This is a genomic window from Delftia sp. BGA-UO-ETr-SB1 (assembly GCF_059567865.1).
Genome location: NZ_JCAQOW010000005.1, coordinates 1,842,472 through 1,860,070 on the forward strand (window position 1 = coordinate 1,842,472; position 17,599 = coordinate 1,860,070).

At 66.4% G+C, this 17,599-nt stretch carries 18 protein-coding genes; 6 read left to right on the forward strand and 12 right to left on the reverse strand.

The genetic code is table 11. The features are described from left to right. The first annotated feature begins 34 nt into the window (after window positions 1–34). The 4 genes from thiL to AC57B5_RS18530 all read left to right on the forward strand — a co-directional run bounded on the left by thiL (window position 35) and on the right by AC57B5_RS18530 (window position 3,824). On the forward strand, window positions 35–1,000 hold the full coding sequence (thiL, locus tag AC57B5_RS18515; protein ID WP_126312937.1) for a thiamine-phosphate kinase: 966 nt from the start codon (window positions 35–37) through the stop codon (window positions 998–1,000). Between the two features lie 38 nt (window positions 1,001–1,038). Then, window positions 1,039–2,691: a DUF4139 domain-containing protein gene (locus AC57B5_RS18520; protein ID WP_496400085.1), complete on the forward strand. Its 1,653-nt coding sequence runs from the start codon at window positions 1,039–1,041 to the stop codon at window positions 2,689–2,691. 130 nt (window positions 2,692–2,821) lie between these two features. After that, window positions 2,822–3,322 (forward strand): phosphatidylglycerophosphatase A family protein, encoded by a 501-nt coding sequence (locus AC57B5_RS18525; protein ID WP_012202641.1) that lies wholly within the window; start codon window positions 2,822–2,824, stop codon window positions 3,320–3,322. 10 nt (window positions 3,323–3,332) lie between these two features. Beyond that, a complete protein-coding gene (locus AC57B5_RS18530; RefSeq protein WP_141831021.1) occupies window positions 3,333–3,824 on the forward strand; it encodes a CinA family protein in 492 nt (163 codons plus the stop codon). Here the strand turns inward: AC57B5_RS18530 and AC57B5_RS18535 are convergent. The 12 genes from AC57B5_RS18535 to AC57B5_RS18590 all read right to left on the reverse strand — a co-directional run bounded on the left by AC57B5_RS18535 (window position 3,805) and on the right by AC57B5_RS18590 (window position 15,455). After that, entirely contained in the window at window positions 3,805–4,119 is a 315-nt protein-coding gene (locus tag AC57B5_RS18535) for a helix-turn-helix domain-containing protein (protein ID WP_034389565.1), read from the reverse strand. The two genes, AC57B5_RS18530 and AC57B5_RS18535, sit on opposite strands and share 20 nt — an antisense overlap. A gap of 33 nt (window positions 4,120–4,152) precedes the next feature. Next, complete coding sequence (locus AC57B5_RS18540) at window positions 4,153–4,977, reverse strand: YecA/YgfB family protein (RefSeq protein ID WP_013804727.1); 825 nt, start codon at window positions 4,975–4,977, stop codon at window positions 4,153–4,155. A 158-nt stretch (window positions 4,978–5,135) separates the two neighbouring features. Beyond that, complete coding sequence (locus AC57B5_RS18545; RefSeq protein WP_496400086.1) at window positions 5,136–5,657, reverse strand: hypothetical protein; 522 nt, start codon at window positions 5,655–5,657, stop codon at window positions 5,136–5,138. A gap of 12 nt (window positions 5,658–5,669) precedes the next feature. Next, window positions 5,670–6,812: a type VI immunity family protein gene (locus tag AC57B5_RS18550; RefSeq protein ID WP_496400087.1), complete on the reverse strand. Its 1,143-nt coding sequence runs from the start codon at window positions 6,810–6,812 to the stop codon at window positions 5,670–5,672. Further along, the gene (locus AC57B5_RS18555) at window positions 6,799–7,887 is read right to left on the reverse strand and encodes a type VI immunity family protein (RefSeq protein WP_496400088.1); all 1,089 of its coding nucleotides are present in this window, start codon (window positions 7,885–7,887) and stop codon (window positions 6,799–6,801) included. The genes AC57B5_RS18550 and AC57B5_RS18555 overlap by 14 nt, the downstream gene beginning before the upstream one ends. A 38-nt stretch (window positions 7,888–7,925) precedes the next feature. Further along, on the reverse strand, window positions 7,926–8,681 hold the full coding sequence (locus AC57B5_RS18560; RefSeq protein WP_496400089.1) for a hypothetical protein: 756 nt from the start codon (window positions 8,679–8,681) through the stop codon (window positions 7,926–7,928). Then, window positions 8,678–9,100: a hypothetical protein gene (locus tag AC57B5_RS18565; protein ID WP_496400090.1), complete on the reverse strand. Its 423-nt coding sequence runs from the start codon at window positions 9,098–9,100 to the stop codon at window positions 8,678–8,680. The genes AC57B5_RS18560 and AC57B5_RS18565 overlap by 4 nt, the downstream gene beginning before the upstream one ends. Continuing rightward, complete coding sequence (locus tag AC57B5_RS18570; RefSeq protein WP_496400091.1) at window positions 9,079–9,687, reverse strand: DUF4123 domain-containing protein; 609 nt, start codon at window positions 9,685–9,687, stop codon at window positions 9,079–9,081. Before AC57B5_RS18570 ends, AC57B5_RS18565 begins: the two co-directional genes overlap by 22 nt. Before the next feature lie 6 nt (window positions 9,688–9,693). Next, window positions 9,694–10,035: a PAAR domain-containing protein gene (locus tag AC57B5_RS18575; protein ID WP_128422780.1), complete on the reverse strand. Its 342-nt coding sequence runs from the start codon at window positions 10,033–10,035 to the stop codon at window positions 9,694–9,696. A gap of 15 nt (window positions 10,036–10,050) precedes the next feature. Next, window positions 10,051–12,429 (reverse strand): type VI secretion system Vgr family protein, encoded by a 2,379-nt coding sequence (locus AC57B5_RS18580; protein ID WP_496400092.1) that lies wholly within the window; start codon window positions 12,427–12,429, stop codon window positions 10,051–10,053. Between the two features lie 269 nt (window positions 12,430–12,698). Continuing rightward, the gene (locus AC57B5_RS18585) at window positions 12,699–13,841 is read right to left on the reverse strand and encodes an acyl-CoA dehydrogenase family protein (protein ID WP_199960473.1); all 1,143 of its coding nucleotides are present in this window, start codon (window positions 13,839–13,841) and stop codon (window positions 12,699–12,701) included. A 48-nt stretch (window positions 13,842–13,889) separates the two neighbouring features. Then, window positions 13,890–15,455: an AMP-binding protein gene (locus AC57B5_RS18590; RefSeq protein WP_123694656.1), complete on the reverse strand. Its 1,566-nt coding sequence runs from the start codon at window positions 15,453–15,455 to the stop codon at window positions 13,890–13,892. Window positions 15,456–15,617: 162 nt separating this feature from the next. Between AC57B5_RS18590 and AC57B5_RS18595 the strand changes: the two genes are divergently transcribed. Next, window positions 15,618–16,796 carry a thiolase family protein gene (locus AC57B5_RS18595; RefSeq protein ID WP_097204316.1) on the forward strand — a complete coding sequence of 393 codons (1,179 nt, stop codon included), beginning with the start codon at window positions 15,618–15,620 and terminating at the stop codon, window positions 16,794–16,796. A gap of 22 nt (window positions 16,797–16,818) precedes the next feature. Further along, window positions 16,819–17,598 carry an SDR family NAD(P)-dependent oxidoreductase gene (locus AC57B5_RS18600; protein ID WP_496400093.1) on the forward strand — a complete coding sequence of 260 codons (780 nt, stop codon included), beginning with the start codon at window positions 16,819–16,821 and terminating at the stop codon, window positions 17,596–17,598. The last annotated feature ends 1 nt before the right edge of the window (window position 17,599 follow it).

Below are 17,599 nucleotides of genomic sequence, written 5' to 3' on the forward strand. Positions count from 1 at the left end.
GCCCGATCGCCAAACGCATCCGAAAGCCGCCACCGTGGGTGAATTCGACCTGATCCGCCGCTTCTTCCAGCGCCCCGTGCGCCGCGCCGCCCTGGGCGTGGGCGATGACTGCGCCCTGCTCGCCCCGGCGCCGGGCATGCAGCTGGCCGTCTCCAGCGACATGCTGGTCGAGGGCCGGCATTTCTTCGCCGACGTGGACCCGCGCCTGCTGGGCCACAAATCCCTGGCCGTGAACCTGTCCGACCTGGCGGCCTGCGGCGCGCGCCCGCTGGCCTTCACCCTGGCCCTGTCCCTGCCGCGTGCCGATGCGGCCTGGACCGAGGCGTTTGCAGCCGGCCTGCTGGCCCTGGCCGACGCCCACGGCTGCGAGCTGGTCGGCGGCGACACCACCCAGGGGCCCTTGAACATCTGCATCACCGTCTTCGGCGAGGTGCCGCCCGGCCAGGCCCTGCTGCGCAGCGGCGCGCGCGCGGGCGACGACATCTGGGTCAGCGGCAGCCTGGGCGATGCCCGCCTGGCGCTAGAAGCCCTGCTGGGCCACACCACCCTGCCACCCGGCACGCTGGCCGCCGCGCGCCAGCGCCTGGAAGCGCCCACGCCGCGCGTGGCCCTGGGCCAGGCGCTGCGCGGCATTGCCAGCAGCGCGCTGGATGTGAGCGACGGCCTGCTGGGCGACCTGGGCCACATCCTCGAGCAATCCCGCGTGGGAGCCAGCCTGGACACGCGCCTGATCACGCCGCTGCTCGATGCCGGCCGGCACACGCCCCTGGCCATCGACCTGCTGCACCAGTGCACCCTGTCCGGCGGCGACGACTACGAGCTGTGCTTCACGGCCCCGGCCGACCGGCGCGATGCCGTGCAGGCCGCAGGCCGCGACAGCGCCACGCGCGTCACGCGCATCGGCTGCATCGAGGAGCAGCCAGGCCTGCGGCTGATCGGCCCGGACGGAGCGGCCATGGCGCCCCGGTGGACCTCATTCGACCACTTCGCTGCGGCCTGACGCCGCGCCAAACCACTTTCATCCGAGAAGGACTGCCCATGGTTCAACGCTCCGCCCTGCCCGCCCTCTCTGCCCTGGCCGCCGCCTGCTTCCTGCTGGCAGGCACCCCGGTCCAGGCCCAGGCACAAGCCCAGGAAGCCACCATCGCCCGCGCCCCCATCGCGCGCGTCACCCTGTATGCGGGCGTGGCCTCGGTGGAGCGCACGGCGCGCATCACGGCCGCCACGCGCCAGTTGGTGTTCGAGTGCCTGCCCGGCTCCATCGACCCGCAGAGCCTGCAGGTCAGCGCCGATGCCGGCGTGCGCCTGGGCGACTACAAGCTGCAGTCGCAGCCGCGCGAACTGGCCTCCAAGGCCTGCGCCAGCCCGCTGGAGCAGCAGATCCGCACGCTGGAAGACCAGCTGGCCGCGCTGGAGGCCGACGAGTCCGCCGCCAAGCTCGTGGGCGACTACCTGCAGGGCCTGGCCAAGCCCGGCGATGACGCCAAAGCCCCCGCCCTGCCCGCCGCCAGCCAGCTGGGCGCCGCCACCGAGGCGCTGCGCAGCACCAGCCGTGGCAACACGCTGCGCGCCCACCAGATCCTGCGGCAAAAGCAGGCGCTGCAGGAGCAGCTCAGGCCGCTGCAGCTCGAACGCGACCGCACGGGCGCAGGCAACGCCCAGGTGATGAAGGTCACCGTGCAACTGGCCAGCCCGGCCGATGCCAATGTGCAGCTCACCTACCAGGTGCGCGGCCCGAGCTGGCAGCCCACCTACCGCGCCCAGCTGGACCCGGCCAAGGGCACGGTGGCCATCGAACGCCTGGCCCTGGTGGCCCAGAACAGCGGCGAGGACTGGAGCCAGGTGCAGCTGCTGCTGTCCACCGGCCAGCCTTCGCGCAGCACGCAGGCACGCCTGCCCAATCCCTGGACGCTGGATGTGGAACGGCCCCGCCCCGTGGCCGCCATGGCCCCTCCGCCAGCGCCGGCCCCGGCGGCCCCTGCGATGATGCTGGAGCGCGCCCGCAAGCCCGGGGCGGGCAGCGAGGCCGCCGAACTGCCGGTGCTCGATGTCGCCAGCCTCAACACCGCCTACGCCACGCAGTTCTCCGTGCCCTACCGCATCAGCGTGCCCTCCAGCAGCGAGCGCGTGACCCTGGCCCTGGGCTCGCAGAACCTGCCGGCCACCTTGCTCACGCGCACGGCGCCCGCCGTGGAAGAGGCCGCCTACCTGGTGGCCCAGCTGGCCGTGCCGGCCGGCGTCTGGCCCGCAGGCCCCGTGGCCCTGTTCCGCGACGGCGCCTTCGCCGGCCAGGGCCGGCTGGACTTCGGCAACGCCGCCGCGCTGGCCCAGGGCCTGTCCTTCGGCCGTGACGACAAGGTGGTCGTGCGCAACCTGCCCGTGGACTCGGCCACGGGCAGTGGTGGCCTGCTCAGCAGCAGCACCGAACGCCAGGTCACGCGGCGCTTCCAGGTGGACAACCGCCATGACCGCGCCATCGAGCTGCAGGTGGTGGACGCCGCACCCATCTCGCGCAATGACCAGATCCGCGTGCAGTCCCAATACAACCCGCAGCCGGCCACCACGCGCTGGAACGACCGCAACGGCATGATCGCCTGGCAGCAGCCGCTGGCCGCTGGCGCCAGCGCCAGCTTCGAGGCCCGCCACCAGATCCGCCATCCGCAGGATCTGGCGGTCGAAGAGCGTCAGTGAAGCACCAGGGCCGCGCTTATGATCTGGCCCCATGAGTGACGCGCCGCTGCGGCCGGAGGTTTCCGGCGATCCTGCTACCCCCACCTTTGCCTCTGCGGCGCGCCCACCGGAAGGCCCGCCGCAGGGCGGCATGGCTCGCCCCACGCTGGAATTCATGATGTCCCACCCAGCCCACTTCATCGCCATGGGGCTGGGCTCGGGGCTGGGGCGCATCGCGCCCGGCACCGTGGGCACGCTGTGGGCCTGGCTGTCCTTCCTGCTGCTGCAGCACTGGTTCACGCCCCAGCAGATCGGCCTGCTGATCGCGGGCAGCATTCCCCTGGGCTGGTGGGCCTGCACGGTCACGGCGCGCCACATGCGCGTGGCCGACCCGGGCAACCTGGTCTGGGACGAGATCGTGGCCTTCTGGCTGGTGCTGTGGCTGGTCATGCCCACGGGCTTCTGGGGCCAGCTCATCGCCTTTGCGCTGTTTCGCTTCTTCGACGCCGCCAAGCCCCAGCCCGTCAAATGGGCCGACCGGTGCTTCAAGGGCTTCGGCTGGCGCGGCGGCTGGGGGATCATGTTCGATGACCTGGTGGCCGCCTTCTGCACGCTGCTGGTCATCGCCCTGTGGCGCCATTTCATTGGCTGAAGGAACGGGCATGAACGCATCCAACGAACTCGTCGAAACCCTGGCAGGCCTGCTGCTGCAGCGCGGCTGGATGCTGGCCACGGCCGAAAGCTGCACGGGCGGCATGATCGCTGCGGCCTGCACGGACCGCGCCGGCTCCAGCGAATGGTTCGAGCGCGGCCTTGTCAGCTACTCCAACGCGGCCAAGCACGACCTGCTGGGCGTGCCCGAGCCGCTGATCGCCGAGCACGGCGCCGTGAGCGAGCCCGTGGCGCGCGCCATGGCCGAAGGCGCCATCGCCCACTCACGCGCGCAGTGCAGCGTGGCCGTGACAGGCGTGGCCGGGCCGGGCGGCGGCAGCGCCGCCAAGCCCGTGGGCACGGTCTGGTTCGGCTGGAACGTGTACGGCACCACGCACAGCGAATGCCTGCGCTTTGAGGGCGACCGCGCCGCCGTGCGCCAGGCCACCGTGGTCCATGCCTTGCAGCGCCTCAATGCGCTGATCAGCGCAAGGCTTTTATGAGCTTGTGCGCGATCTCCTGCAGCGGTGCAGGCAGGGCGCGGTAGCTTTCCAGCAGGCGCTGCTCGTCCACGGGCAGCGGCGCGTTGTCGTCTTCCAGGCCGGCCGTCAGCTCCAGCGCCGTGGTCTGCAGCGCCAGGGCCACGCGGGCCAGGGTGTCGTTCTTGAGGGTGCGGATGGCCCCCGATTCGATCTGCGACACGGCCGAGGCCGTGATGCCTGCGGCCTCGGCCAGCCGGCCCTGGGTCATGCCCAGTTCGGCGCGGCGGGCGCGTATGCGTTCACCGATATGTCTCATGGCCCGTGCATCCAAAGCCTGTGGCGCGGGCGCTCAGGCGCCGTGGCACTTCTTGAACTTCTTGCCGCTGCCGCAGGGGCAGGGGTCGTTGCGGCCCGGCTGCTCGCCCTTGACGATGGTTTCCTGGCGCGGGCCCATGCTCTTCCAGATCTGGCGCAGGTCGTACAGCGCCCAGATGGCCTCGCCGAACTGCTCCACGCGCTCCTGGCTGGTGCTGGCGGGGCCGTCCTCGTCGTACATGCAGACTTCGGGTTTGCCGGTGTCGTCCTCGGTCAGGGCCACGACGGCGTTGAGCGCCTCGTTGAGCCAGCCGGCGGCTTCCTTGTCGCGCGGGGCGGCCCATTCCTCGGCCCAGTTCTCGACCACGAACATGAAGCCCAGCGCCCAGATCTGGCCGAACGAGGGAATCTCGCCGTCATCGGGACGCTCTTCCTCGGGCAGCGACAGGATGGCGCCGCGCATGTCCATGGCCTCGGGCTGGAAGGTGCGGTCGTCTTCCAGCGTCTTCACGTCGGCGTCCAGCTGGGTGCGGATCTCGTCCATGCGCAGGCCCACCAGCTCCAGAAAGCGCGCCTGCTGCGCCGCGTCCTTGAACACTTCCATCAGCGGCAGCGGCTGGCCCTCGGCCACCTCCAGCGTGCCGCCGTCGCCCAGCAGCATGGGCAGCCACTCGGCGGCCGGCACCTCGCGGCGCGTGCAGATCAACGCCGTCAGGAAACCGTCGCAGAACTCCCACTGCGGAATCTCCTCGCCGCGCGTGCGCAGCTCGTCGAGCAGATCGTCAAGCTCCTCCAGCGCCTCGGGCGTCAGGGCAGGCTCGTCGGGCAGGGCGGTGGCTTCGTGGGCGTCGTTGGACATGGCGGAAATCTCTAGGGAAAACAGGGAGAAGGAACCGGCCACGGCCAGCCCCTCGAATGAATGGCCCGCAGTGTAGCCGCGCCGCCATGCCCGTGGCGCCCGGTCGGAACTGGCGCCCACGGGGCCCTATCGCCTACATGGCCCACATGGCCCACCCGCTACCCGGCTCCCTGCCAGGCCGCGAGCATGGAAAGCCCCACCCATTCCCCGACCCGGCTCATCGTCAAATTCTGCAAAGCGCCGCTGGCGCCGCCAAAGACTGCCACCAGTGCCCATGTCTGCTCGTCGAAACCGCGGGTCGTGCAGCAGGCCATCTGGGGCAGGCACAGCGCCTCGGCCGGGTCCTGAGCCAGCAGGCTGACGAATTCCTGCGCGGTCACGGTCTCCCGATCCAGGCCCATGGGCCAGGACCCCTTCCAGCGCTGCGCATCCAGGGTCACGCTGTGCACGCCCCATGTCGGAGCGCCTGGCATGTCGCCCCAGGCCAGGCGTTGAAGGACCAGGCCCAGCCCCCTCTCCGCCCATGTCACCGGGTAAGGCGGGGCGTGATCGATCTTCAGCAGGTGCGCATCGCTCAATCCCGCCTGGCGGAGAGCCAGGCGCAGGTAGTCCTGCCGGCTATGCCGCCCCAGCGTGCGCAACACGGCATCCATCAACGGGGCGATGGGCTGTGGCTTCATGGTGCTTTCCATTCAAAACCCGTCAAACCGGCTCATATAGGCATCGCATGCCAATTGCCACGCGTCTTCGTCGTCGGATCCGGAAGGCGGCGGTCCGATGAAGTTGTTGAGCCGGGATTTGGCACGAATCGGCTTGAGCAGGCGCGCTGCCTCGCAAAAGGCTGGCAGTGTCAGTCCCTTATCCATGTCCCCCAACCCCGGAAAATCTCCTGCCCGAATCCCCAGGCAGTTGCCCACATCCCCGGCGGAAAGGTATTGGCTGGCCTCCACCTGCTTTCGCACGGCCTCCCGCCCACCCAGTTTCTCCAGCAATGCATCGCTGACAAAACTGAGCCAATTGATGCTGTACATGGCGTTGTTGAAATCATGATCGAACAATGCAAGACTTCCTATGGCATTCAATCCTGGGAACCGCTTCAGATAGGGATATAGCACTTGCTGGCCCTTGCCAACAGGTCCGATATTGCGTTCTTCCACTGCAGGAATGACACCCCATCCGGCAATAGCCCAGAAGGGTTGCATCAACTCCACCACCTGGGTAGTGATCCGGCCCACGTTGTGCTCAGGTGGCTGGTCAAGAATCCACCATGCTGGAAATGCCATGCGAATGAAAGACATGGCAGGACCTATGCCAGGCGAGATATGGCGGTCATGTAGCCAAATACCTTCATCGTTGTTTATACGGCAGTGAAGTCGAAAGTCTTGAGCATTTTCAACCCAGTCATCTGGTGGCTTTGGATTTCCCGAAGCTAGATCAAAAATCATCGCAAACCCTTCGGGATTGTTAAGCGTACTCGGCTTGTGTTTGGCAATTCTCGCTTGTGCTTGCTTGCTGGTCAGTGACATAGGCGCCAGACCCCACCATATTGCAAGCTTGTCTGCGCCAACAACCTCACAAAACAGATCAATCACTTTCCATGCACGCTCACGCACGGCCAATGAATCCCCGTCATGGAACACCATCTCGATGGTCCAGCCTGCTCTTGCACAAATGCGCCCAAATTGGTTCTGCAATACCAGCGCCTTGAGAATATCCATCGTCGCCACGGTGGCAACATTCGCTTTATCATTGCCGCAAGGCCAGTTGAAATCATGTTCCGCAGCCATCGCTATCTTCTCCATTACTTCAAAACACCAGAAATCAGAACAAATCAAACCGGCTCATATAGGCATCGCATGCCAGCAGCCATGCATGTTCATCGTTAGAGCCGGAAGGCGGTGGGGCAACAAAACTGTTGAGCCGAAATTTGGCACGAGCCGGCTTGAGCAGGCGAGCCGCCTCGCCAAAGGCGGGCAGCGTCAGCCCCTGGTCCATATCCCCAAGCCCCGGAAAGTCTCCTGCACGAATCCCCAGGCAGTTGCCCACATCCCCGGCGGAAAGGTATTGGCTGGCCTGCACCTTCTTTCGTACGGCCTCCCGCCCACCCAGTTTCTCCAGCAATGCATCGCTGACAAAACTCAGCCAGTTGATGCTGTACATAGCGTTGTTGAAGTCATGACTCTGCAAGGCGTGGCTACCTAAAGCATTCAAGCCTGGAAATCGCTGAAGATAAGGATAGAGTATTTGCTGACCTTTTCCGTCGGGATCGATATTGCGCTCTTCCACAGCAGACATGATGCCCCAACCCGCCGTAGCCCAGAAAGGCTGCATCAATTCCACCACTTGAGAGGTGATCCAACCGACATTGCGCTCGGACGGTTGATTCAAAACCCACCATGCAGGAAATGCCATGCGGATGAAAGACATGGCAGGCCCTATTCCAGGTGATTGATAGCGATCCTTCATCCAAAGCCCTTCGTCGTTGTTGATACAACAGTAAAGGCGAAAGTCTTGTGCATTGTTTTCCCACAGTTCAGGCGGCTTTGGCTTTCCGGAAGCCATATGAAAAATCAGTGCATAATCTTTAGGATTGTCTAGGCTCTTCTGCTTCTTCGCGGTCAACTTCTTTTGTGCCATTGCGCTGGTCAGCATGGCAGGCATTCCGTCATACCAATAAACCAATTTCTCCTTCCCTACGGCCTCACAAAAAAGATCAACCACTTTCCATGCACGTTCACGCACAGCCAAGGAATCTCCCTCATGGAACACCATTTCAATGGTCCAGCCGGCTCTTGCACAGACATCACCGAACTGATTGCACAGTACCAGCGCCTTGAGAATATCCATCGTCGCCACGGTGGCTTTTTGCAGCTCTCTGGTGCTCAAAGGTTTTTTGAAATCTTTTGCCATATTCATCCTCCATATCTCACCGTACCGAAGCCATCGTTTCAGAATGACAACCCAAGGACTCTTGCCAGTGCAGTCCCTACCGCGCCTACACCTCGAAGTACCCGCCCCAGTGCGGACGCACCGGCCGCAGCCCCCACCGCAGCCGACGTATCCGCATTCACCCGCTCTGCCAAAGAGATGGCCTTTTCCCTGTTGGCCTGCCATCGCGCTGCCTGGTTCAACACACTTTCGTTCGACTTTTCTCCATCGCTGTCGCAAGCGCAGCTTCCGGCGTCCAAGGCCTTCTGGAGAAACTTGTCTTCGAAAATTTCTCGGTACGCATGAAACTGACTCTTGCCGTCTGGCCCTTCAGCATTGGAAAAGCCATCCCCCGGAAACTTCATCTCATAGACCCGCTGCACGTTGTCCAGCACAGGCGGCAGGCGCGGGTTCTTCACCACGACCACATCCGGGATGCGCGAGCCCGCAGGCCGGCTGCGCGTGGGGCGCACGGGCTCGTTGCGCGACATGACGGGGGTCTTGTTCAGGTACGGTACTTCCTGCTTGTAGTAGCCCCGGTAGCCTTCAAACCCGTCGGCCTGCATGACCACGCCGGCCACGCAGCGCTGGCCCAGGCCGCCAGTCATGCAGCAGCAAAACAGCTCGCACAGCGCCCTGCGGTCCAGTTCGTTGTCGAAGTCCCGGGTGCCGCATACCTTGTCAAAGCCCATGAGCACGACGGCCTTGCACAGCTGCCTGGACCGCTTCAGGCGGTTGAGGGCGATGAAGGCGGGGACCAGTTGTTCGCAGCTCATGCGCCAGGCCCGCCGAGGGGCGAGGAGGATTCGCCAGCAGGTGTGCGCCGCCGCACCACGTCCCAGATGCCCATCGGCAGTTCAAGCATCATCAACTGGATGCGTCCGTCAGGCGGCAGGTCGGTGCGCGAGAGAAACTTGCGCACGGCGGGAAATTCGTCGAAGCGCTCGCCAAACTGGTGGCGCAAGGCCAGGAAGCCGATGACATCGTCCGGCGTCGACAGGCCCCAGCCCACCGCACGGTCAAGGCCTCGCCGGGTATGGGTCAGCAGCCTGTCATGCGGCCAATCCTGCTCACTGAGATGGCAGGTCTGCCGCACGATGGCGGCAATCCCTCCCTCGCTGGGCACCAGGTTGCGGCGCCGCGTGCGCTGCATTTCCAGGGTTGAAATTTCCATCATGGCGAAGGCACCTCCCATTGCCTGTTGTCCAGGCGCGCCAGGCCTGTGACATGGTCCAGAAACTTGCGCTGCGCCATGCCGACCCAGATCCCCTCGGGATGCGGTGCCAGGCAGGCGAGGATGCTGTGGCCGCGGAACCAGTCCCCCAGATGCGCCGGGTCGAACTGCGCCAGCAGGCGAGGCAGCACGCGCGGGTCGTAAAAGCGCAGCCACAGCCGCTGGCCGCCGTCTCCCCTGGCCTGCAGAAACCGCTTGAGATGGCGCTTGAGCGCAGGGGCGGGCAGCCGGCTGATCAGGAAAATGCCCCAGTGCGCCTGCCAGCCCTCCAGCGGCCAGCGCTGGAATAGCGGACTGCCTGCATGCACCCGCATGAGATAGGGCGCGTAGCGCGCATAGCGGGCGGCGGGCATGCCGTCATACAGGCAGGTGATGCACGACTGCGGCGGCTCGGCCAGAAGGGCGTCATGCAGGTGCTCATCCGCCGCCGCGTCCACGATGGCGTAGAGCAGGCCGTCATAGGTCGCCGCCACCTTTTCGAGCACGGCCTGGCGTGCCATCTGGAGGTCGTCCGGCGTGCCGGGGCCTGAGGGGATCAAGGTGGACATGGCGATTCAGTCCTCCATGGCCGACACGAAGGCGGCCCCCGATTGCGCGGCTTCGGCCAGGCACCGGCCCGCATTCGCACCGATCCAGACGGTGGTGCAGCCCGAGACGACCACGCCGCCGTGCACAGTCCTGTCCCCCATGCGGGCTGCGGGCCTGCCGCCGATCAGTACCGTGGCTTCGCCTTCGGCAATGGCGTCGGGCGGCGAACGGGGGCACAGCGCCTGGTCCGTGACCCTGGCCGCCGGCATGCCGCCTATGAGCACATCGGCCTGGCCGGAGAGAATGGCCCCGCCCCCGTGGGCGGGGCAGGCGTGCACGTCGCCCACTCTTGCTGCAGGTTGTCCCATGCGAGTGCCCCGGGTTCAGCAGTTGATCTTCACCAGCGGCGACTTGATCTCGACCATGGCCGGAGAGATCTCGATGGAGCTCGCCCCCGATTGCAGCCGGATGCTTTGGGTGCCGGTGACGATGACCTGTTGCCCATCGACCGTCAGCGTGGTGCCCGCCGCCAGGGCCAGCTGTCCGCCCGCATCGACCAGGCTGTTGGCGCCCACCCGCAGCGCGTGGTCGTTGCCGACGTTGACCGCCTGGTCCTGCCCTACCTCGGTGCTGTCGTTGTTCTGGATGGTGCTGCTGCGGTTGTGGCCCACGACGAGGCCTTCATCGTTGCCAATCTGCGCGCTGCGGTTGCGCCCCACGGTCCGGCTCCAGTCCATCCCCACGCTGTCACTTCGCAGGACACCCACGTTGCTCATCAGCACCGCGCCCACGTTGAGGTTGTAGGCGCACCCCACGGTGACCATCTTGAACAGGCCCGTGCCCTGCGTGTAGCCGATGCCCACGGTTTCGGATTTCATGCGCCCCGTGGCCAGGGTCCAGTTGCGGCCGATGCTGTCGCGCCCATTGGCATCCACGGTTTTCGTGCGGTTCTTGCAGATGCGGATGCTTTCATCCAGGTCCACCGTGCGCGTGCGGTTCTGGTGGACGGTGAGGGTCTCGTCCAGGTCCACCACCTCCGTGCGCCAGCCATGCACGTCGATCTTCTCGTTGCGGCCCACGGTCTCCGTGCGGTCGCGGTGGATCACGCTGGTCTCGTCCCGGTCCACCGTCTTGCGCCGGTCGTTGCCCACCCATTTGTCCTCGTCGTTCTCGACTTCGGTGAGCTGGTCCTTTTGCGCATGCAGCCACAGCTGTTCTTGCCCGGCCTTGTCCTCGAAGCGGATGGCGTTGGCGTCACCCGGGCCGTTCTTCATGCCGGCACCCGGTGCGCCGCCCTTGCTCGACCGCGTCTTGATGCCCGATTGCGTGGCGTTGGCCGGCAGCGCCCAGGGCGGCATGTTGGCCGCGTTGTAGACGCAGCCCGTGACGATGGGGTAGTCGGGGTCGCCATTGAGGAAGTCCACGATGACTTCCATGCCGATGCGCGGGATGGAGACAACGCCAAAGCCTGTGCCCGCCCATTGGGTGGCAACACGTATCCAGCAGCCGGAGTTCTGGTCCTTCTTGCCCAGGCGGTCCCAGTGGAACTGCACCTTGATGCGGCCGTATTCGTCGGTCCATATCTCCTGTCCAGCAGGGCCCACGACGACGGCGGTCTGCGGGCCGGTGGTGCGCGGCTTGGGCGTGGTGCGCGCGGGCGTGTAGGCAAGACTCGTGGGCTGGGCCTGCAACTCGTAGCGCTGGAAGGAGCCTTCTTCCTTGCCGCCGTCCCGGGCACTCGGTGCGGATGGGGCGCCACGTACGCTGGTGATCGTGCTGACGCGAGGGTTTTCTTTCAGGTGGTAGCTCAGGCCGGTGATCAGGTATTGCTGGTTCTGGTCACCGCGCGGATAGTTGTAGAGGCTGAAGGTGTAGCCCGTGGCCAGCGCCCGGTGGCAGGAATGGCCCCGCACCCGGCTGTGGCCCGTGAGGCTTTCCTTCAGGCGTACGCGGATGTAGGCATCTCCATCGCCGTACTCCGTGTAGCCGCCCGGCCATTCGTAGGTTTCATGGCCGTCGTGCGCATGGCCTGGTGGGTCGCGCCGCAGGTGGGTGAGGTCGGCCCGGGGCTTCTTGAAGTCGTAGTCGTCGCTGTAATGGCGGCCCGGTTTGATTTCCTGCTCCAGCTGCCAGGCGTGGATGTTTTCCTGGTCGCCTGCAGCGGCTTTTTCGGGGGGATAGAAGGGAATGGATTCGCCGCCTGGCAATGCGCTGTGAGAGGCAATGATGTCGTCGCACAGCACCAGGGTGTGTTCTCCCATGGCATGCGCGAAGTGGTAGTAGATGCCTTCGTGCTCCATCAATCGCGAGACAAAGTCGCAATCGCTTTCGTTGTATTGAACGCAATAGTCCCAGCTGCGATAGGCGCGCGTGAGTTTCTTTTGCAGGGGATGGCCATAGACGCCCAATACCTGCTCGATGATGTCGGGCACGGTCTGGTTCTGGAAGATGCGAAAGTCGCTCTTGCGCGTGGCCAGCCACAGCCAGGGGCTCAGGCGGGCCTTGTAGGCATAGTGGCGGTGGTCCTGGCCCTGCATGCCAAAGCGGGTGACGATGCCGTCGATGAAGCGCCTGCCGCCGCCCTGGGTTTCTATTTCTATGGTGGCGTTTTTGCCCAATAGGGCCTTGGGATCAATGCTTTCGCTTTCGCTGAGCATTTCCACATCGAGGCTGAAGAGCTGGCTGATGTTTTCCGGGCCGCGCAATTCACGGAAATGCAATTCATCGCCCAATGGCGTATGGATGGTGACTCGGCGTGTCATTGGTGCTCGCGCCCTGTCGGGGCGCCCTCCCGGTCTTTCGATACGGAAAGATCATGGAAGAATGAGCCGCCCCATGGAAATTCCAGTTTCTGCCGAAAAATAGGATTGCCAAAGGGAAGTTGCCGACTCTCCCACCCGGAACGGGCTTGGGAAAAGCCTAGGACAAGCGGCCGGAGCAAAGGCCTTCATGATGTGCTGCCGCCACACATCGCCCCGGCTGGCCGCCCCCGGATCAGGGCGCCTCACGCCCGCGCAGCGGCTCAGGGGGTTCACAGAGTCCTTGCGATGATCTCCTTCATGATCTCGTCGCTCCCCCCGTAGATCCGCCCTATGCGCGCATCGGTCCAGGCGCGGCCGATCTGGTATTCGGTCATGTAGCCGTAGCCGCCGTGCAGTTGCAGGAATTCGTCGAGCAGGCGGTTTTGCAGCGCCGTGGCATTGAGCTTGACCATGGCGGCGCGGTCGGGGGCGAGCGCGCGGCGCAGGTGCAGGGCGATGCAGTCGTCCACGAAGACGCGCAGCATGGTGGCCTTGGCCTTGGCCTCGGCCAGCTTGAAGCGCGTGTTCTGGAAGTCGAACACCGGCTGGCCGAAGGCCTTGCGCTCGCGCGTGTAGGCAATGGTCTTGTGCAAAAAGGCCTCGATGGAGGCGGCCGCGCGCACGGCCACCACCAGGCGCTCCTGGGCCAGTTCGTGCATCAGATACCTGAAGCCCGCGTTCTCCTCGCCCAGTAGGTGGTCGGCCGGCACGCGCACGTTGTCGAAGAACAGCTCCGAGGTGTCCTGCGCCATGAGGCCGATCTTCTCGAGCTTGCGGCCCTTGGAGAAGCCGGGCATGCCGTCCTCGACCACGATCAGGGACACGCCCTTGGCGCCCATCTCGGGCGCGGTCTTGGCGACGACGATGACCAGTTCCGAATTGATGCCGTTGGTGATGAAGGTCTTCTGGCCGTTGAGCACGTAGTGGTCGCCCTCGCGCCGCGCCGTGGTGCGCACGGACTTGAGGTCGCTGCCCGCGCCGGGCTCGGTCATGGCGATGGCGCCGATCAGCTCGCCTGCGGCCATGCGCGGCAGCCAGCGGTCCTTCTGGGCCTTGCTGCCATAGGCATGGATGTAGGGCGCGACGATGTCCGAATGCAGCGGAAAGCCCAGCCCGCTGGCGCCCGTGCGCGCGATCTCCTCCAGCAGCACGGCGGCATGGCCGAAGTCGCCGCCGCCGCCGTAGGGCTCGGGCAGCATGGGGTTGAGCAGGCCTTCGCGCCCGGCCTTGCGCCAGACCTCCTTGGGCACGATGCCCTGGCGCTCCCATTCGGCATGGTGGGGGACGATCTCGCGCTCGAAGAAGCGGCGGGCCTGCTCGCGGAACTGTTCATGGTCTTCGCGGTAGACGGAGCGCTCGGTCAGGTCTTGCATGGGTCGGTATCCGGTGGTTGTCGGTGAGGAAAGACGGTGAAGGGCCGTTCAGGCGCTGCGCAGGTTGAAGCCCGCGTGGGGCTGCTCGCGCAGCCTGTCCTTGAGCACGCGGCGCAGCAGCTTGCCCGTGGGCAGGCGCGGCAGCTCGTCCACGAACTGCAGGCGCTGCGGGCGCTTGAGGCGCGACAGCGTGGCGCCGGCCTCGGCGACGATGGCGCGCGCCATCTCGGCGCTTGCCGCATGGCCCTGGCGCAGCACGACCACGGCCATGGGCTGCTCGCCGAAATCGGGCTCGGGCACGCCGACCACGGCCACCTCCTGCACGGCCGGGTGCGTGGCCAGCGCGTTCTCTATCTCCTGCGGATAGAGGTTGACGCCGCCCGAAAGGATGAGGTCGGCCCGCCGGTCGCTGAGAAAGAGGTAGCCCTCTTCGTCCACATGGCCCAGGTCGCCGTAGGTGGCCCAGCCACGCTCGTCGATGGCCTCGCGGGTCTTGGCGGGGTCGTTGAGGTAGGCGAAGGGCGCCACGTCCGAGAAGAACACGCGGCCGATCTGGCCCGCAGGCAGCTCCTGCCCGTCGTCGCCCACGATGCGCAGCCGCCCGTAGCTGGCGCGGCCCACGGAGCCTGGGCGCCGGCGCCATTCGGCGGAGTTGATCAGGGTGATGCCGCAGCCTTCGGAGCCTGCGTAGTACTCCAGCAGGATGTCGCCCCACCAGTCCAGCAACGCCTGCTTGACGGCCACCGGGCAGGGCGCGGCCGCATGGATGGCGCAGCGGTGGCTGGACAGGTCATAGCCGTGCCGCACCTCCTCGGGCAGCTGCAGCAGGCGGCCCAGCATGGTCGGCACCCACTGGCTGTGGGTGATGCGGTAGCGCTCGATCATGGCCAGCGCCTGCTGAGCGTCGAAGCGCGCCGTGATCACCACCGCGCCGCCGCCGTCCAGCGTGCGCAGGCAGTAGCGCAGCGGCGCTGCGTGGTACAGCGGCGCGGGCGAGAGGTAGACCGTGTCGGCATCAAAGCCCATGTTGCGCTGCCAGGCCAGGAATTCGGGATCGGCCTGCGTGCGGTAGAGCGCCGCCGGCAGCGCCTTCTTGATGCCCTTGGGCCGGCCCGTGGTGCCCGAGGAGTACAGCAGGTCGCGCCCCAGCGGACGGCCTGACAGATCGATGGGCGCGGGCGCCTGCGCACGCCAGGCGGCCAGGGCATCGGCCAGCGACGGCAGGCCCGTGGATGCGCAGTCTCCGTCCACCGAATGCACGGTGGCCGCCAGCGCGGCCGGCAGCTGCGCCGCCGTGGCGGCGGAGGCAAAGACATGGCGCGCCCCGCTGTCGCCCAGGATGTAGGCCACCTCGGGCGCCGTCAGGTGGGTGCTGATGACCACCGCGTACAGGCCCGCCAGGCGCGCGGCCAGCACCAGCTCCAGGATCTCCACGCGGTTTTCCATCAGCACGGCCACCGTGTCGCCGGCCGCAAGGCCCTGCCCGGCCATCCACTGCGCCACCTCGCGCGAGCGCTGCGCCAGCGCGCCCGCCGTGTGCTGCTGGCCGCTGTCACCCATGGTCAGCGCAACGCGGTCGGGCCGGGCATCGGCCCAGCTGTGAAAGTCATGCACGCCTGTCTCCTTTGCTTTTTTGAATCCGCCGTCTCGAATTCATCGGGTTTTCAGCAAGTATTTTTGTTTACGCTCGGTTTTTCATCCGGGAAAACGCTTTGTTCAATGCAAATTTCGAGACTTATCATTCATTTCATGAACCTCCAGTCTCATTAAATCCGCATGAACACTCCTGTCATCGTCGATGCCATCCGCAGTCCCATGGCCCGGGCCAAGCCCGATGGCGCCCTGGCCCAGCTCCACCCCGTCGATCTGCTCAGCCAGGTGCTGGAGCAGCTCGTGCAGCGCAACCGCATCGACCCCGGCGCGGTGGACGATGTGATCACCGGCTGCGTGAGCCAGGCCGGCGAGCAGGCCGGCACGCCGGGCCGCCTGGCCTGGCTGGCCGCAGGCCTGCCGGCCCATGTGCCGTCCACCACCATCGACCGCAAGTGCGGCTCCAGCCAGCAGGCCGTGCACTTTGCCGTGCAGGCCATCATGTCGGGCACGCAGGACATGGTGATCGCCTGCGGCGTGGAGTCCATGAGCCGCGTGCCCATGGGCAGCTCGCGCATGGGGCAGAACACCACGGGCGCGCGCTTCGATGCGCGCTTTGCGCCGGGGCTGGTGGGCCAGGGCGTGTCGGCCGACCTCGTGGCCGCGCGCTGGGGCCTGGGTCGCGAGGAACTGGATGCCTATGCCGCGCGATCGCACCAGCGCGCCCATGCGGCCCAGTCGGCCGGGCACTTCGAGCGCGAGATCGTGGGCATCACCACGCCTGCCGGCCTCGTCACGGCCGACGAGACCATCCGCCCGGGCACCACGGCGCAGAAGCTGGGCGCGCTCAAGGCCGTGTTCCAGAACGACGAGCTGTCGGCGCGCTTTCCGCAGATCCGCTGGCACACCACGGCGGGCAATGCCTCGCAGATGACCGACGGCGCCAGCGCCATGCTGCTGATGAGCGAAAAGCGCGCCCAGCAACTGGGCCTGCGCCCGCGTGCGCGCTTCGTGGCGCTGGACGTGGTGGGCGACGATCCGCTGTACATGCTCACGGCCCCCATTCCCGCCACGCGGCGCGTGCTGGCCAAGGCCGGCATGCGGCTGGAGCAGATGGACCACTGCGAGATCAACGAGGCCTTTGCCTCCGTGCCGCTGGCTTGGCAAAAGGAACTGGGCGCCGACCCAGAGCGGCTGAACCCGCGCGGTGGCGCCATCGCCCTGGGCCATCCGCTGGGGGCCTCGGGCATTCGCCTGATGACCACCATGCTGCACGCGCTGGAGGACAGCGGCGCGCGCTATGGCCTGCAATCCATGTGCGAGGCCGGCGGCATGGCCAACGCCACCATCATCGAACGCCTGTGAGCCAGGCACGGGAGACACATCCATGCAACTGCAAGAGAACATGACGGCCCTGGTGACGGGCGGCGTATCGGGCCTGGGCGAGGCATCGGCCCAGGCGCTGCTGGAACGCGGCCTGAACGTGGTGGTGGTGGACCTGAACGAGGACCGCGGCGCGGCCATGGTGGACGCCGCCCGCCAGCGCCACGGCAGCCGCCTGCGCTTCGTGAAGGCCGACGTGGCCGACGCCGACCAGATGGCCGCCGCCATTGCGGCCGCCGAGGACTTCGGCGAGTTCCGCGCCCTGGTGCACTGCGCGGGCGTGGGCGGGCCGGTGCGGCTGGTGGAGAAGGACGGCAGCCCCGGCTCGCTGGACAAGTACACGGGCATCGTGCGCGTGAACCTGATCGGCACCTTCAACACGCTGCGCCTGGCCGCCGCCAGCATGGCGCGCAACGAGCCCGTGCAAGGCGAGCGCGGCGCCTGCGTGCTCACGGCCTCGGTGGCGGGCTACGAGGGGCAGATCGGCCAGATTCCCTATGCCTCGGCCAAGGCCGGCATCATCGGCATGACCATCGTCGCCGCGCGCGACCTGGCCACGCGCATGATCCGCGTGTGCACCATTGCGCCGGGCCTGTTCGACACGCCCATCCTGGCCAAGCTGCCCGACAACATCCGCCAGTCGCTGGCCGCCTCCGTGCCCAACCCCGCACGCCTGGGCCACCCGTCCGAGTACGCGATGACCGCGCTGCACATTCTTGAAAATCCCATGCTCAATGGCGAGACGATTCGCCTGGACGGTGCCATTCGGATGAGTCCTCGCTGAG

What these genes read in the sequence shown, in the direction of transcription:
- AC57B5_RS18520 (WP_496400085.1), top strand. Translation starts at nt 1,039, where the DNA reads ATGGTTCAACGCTCCGCCCTGCCCGCCCTCTCTGCCCTGGCCGCCGCC.
- AC57B5_RS18525 (WP_012202641.1), top strand. Translation starts at nt 2,822, where the DNA reads ATGGCTCGCCCCACGCTGGAATTCATGATGTCCCACCCAGCCCACTTC.
- AC57B5_RS18530 (WP_141831021.1), top strand. Translation starts at nt 3,333, where the DNA reads ATGAACGCATCCAACGAACTCGTCGAAACCCTGGCAGGCCTGCTGCTG.
- AC57B5_RS18535 (WP_034389565.1), bottom strand. Translation starts at nt 4,119, where the DNA reads ATGAGACATATCGGTGAACGCATACGCGCCCGCCGCGCCGAACTGGGC.
- AC57B5_RS18540 (WP_013804727.1), bottom strand. Translation starts at nt 4,977, where the DNA reads ATGTCCAACGACGCCCACGAAGCCACCGCCCTGCCCGACGAGCCTGCC.
- AC57B5_RS18545 (WP_496400086.1), bottom strand. Translation starts at nt 5,657, where the DNA reads ATGAAGCCACAGCCCATCGCCCCGTTGATGGATGCCGTGTTGCGCACG.
- AC57B5_RS18555 (WP_496400088.1), bottom strand. Translation starts at nt 7,887, where the DNA reads ATGGCAAAAGATTTCAAAAAACCTTTGAGCACCAGAGAGCTGCAAAAA.
- AC57B5_RS18560 (WP_496400089.1), bottom strand. Translation starts at nt 8,681, where the DNA reads ATGAGCTGCGAACAACTGGTCCCCGCCTTCATCGCCCTCAACCGCCTG.
- AC57B5_RS18565 (WP_496400090.1), bottom strand. Translation starts at nt 9,100, where the DNA reads ATGGGAGGTGCCTTCGCCATGATGGAAATTTCAACCCTGGAAATGCAG.
- AC57B5_RS18570 (WP_496400091.1), bottom strand. Translation starts at nt 9,687, where the DNA reads ATGTCCACCTTGATCCCCTCAGGCCCCGGCACGCCGGACGACCTCCAG.
- AC57B5_RS18575 (WP_128422780.1), bottom strand. Translation starts at nt 10,035, where the DNA reads ATGGGACAACCTGCAGCAAGAGTGGGCGACGTGCACGCCTGCCCCGCC.
- AC57B5_RS18580 (WP_496400092.1), bottom strand. Translation starts at nt 12,429, where the DNA reads ATGACACGCCGAGTCACCATCCATACGCCATTGGGCGATGAATTGCAT.
- AC57B5_RS18585 (WP_199960473.1), bottom strand. Translation starts at nt 13,841, where the DNA reads ATGCAAGACCTGACCGAGCGCTCCGTCTACCGCGAAGACCATGAACAG.
- AC57B5_RS18595 (WP_097204316.1), top strand. Translation starts at nt 15,618, where the DNA reads ATGAACACTCCTGTCATCGTCGATGCCATCCGCAGTCCCATGGCCCGG.
- AC57B5_RS18600 (WP_496400093.1), top strand. Translation starts at nt 16,819, where the DNA reads ATGCAACTGCAAGAGAACATGACGGCCCTGGTGACGGGCGGCGTATCG.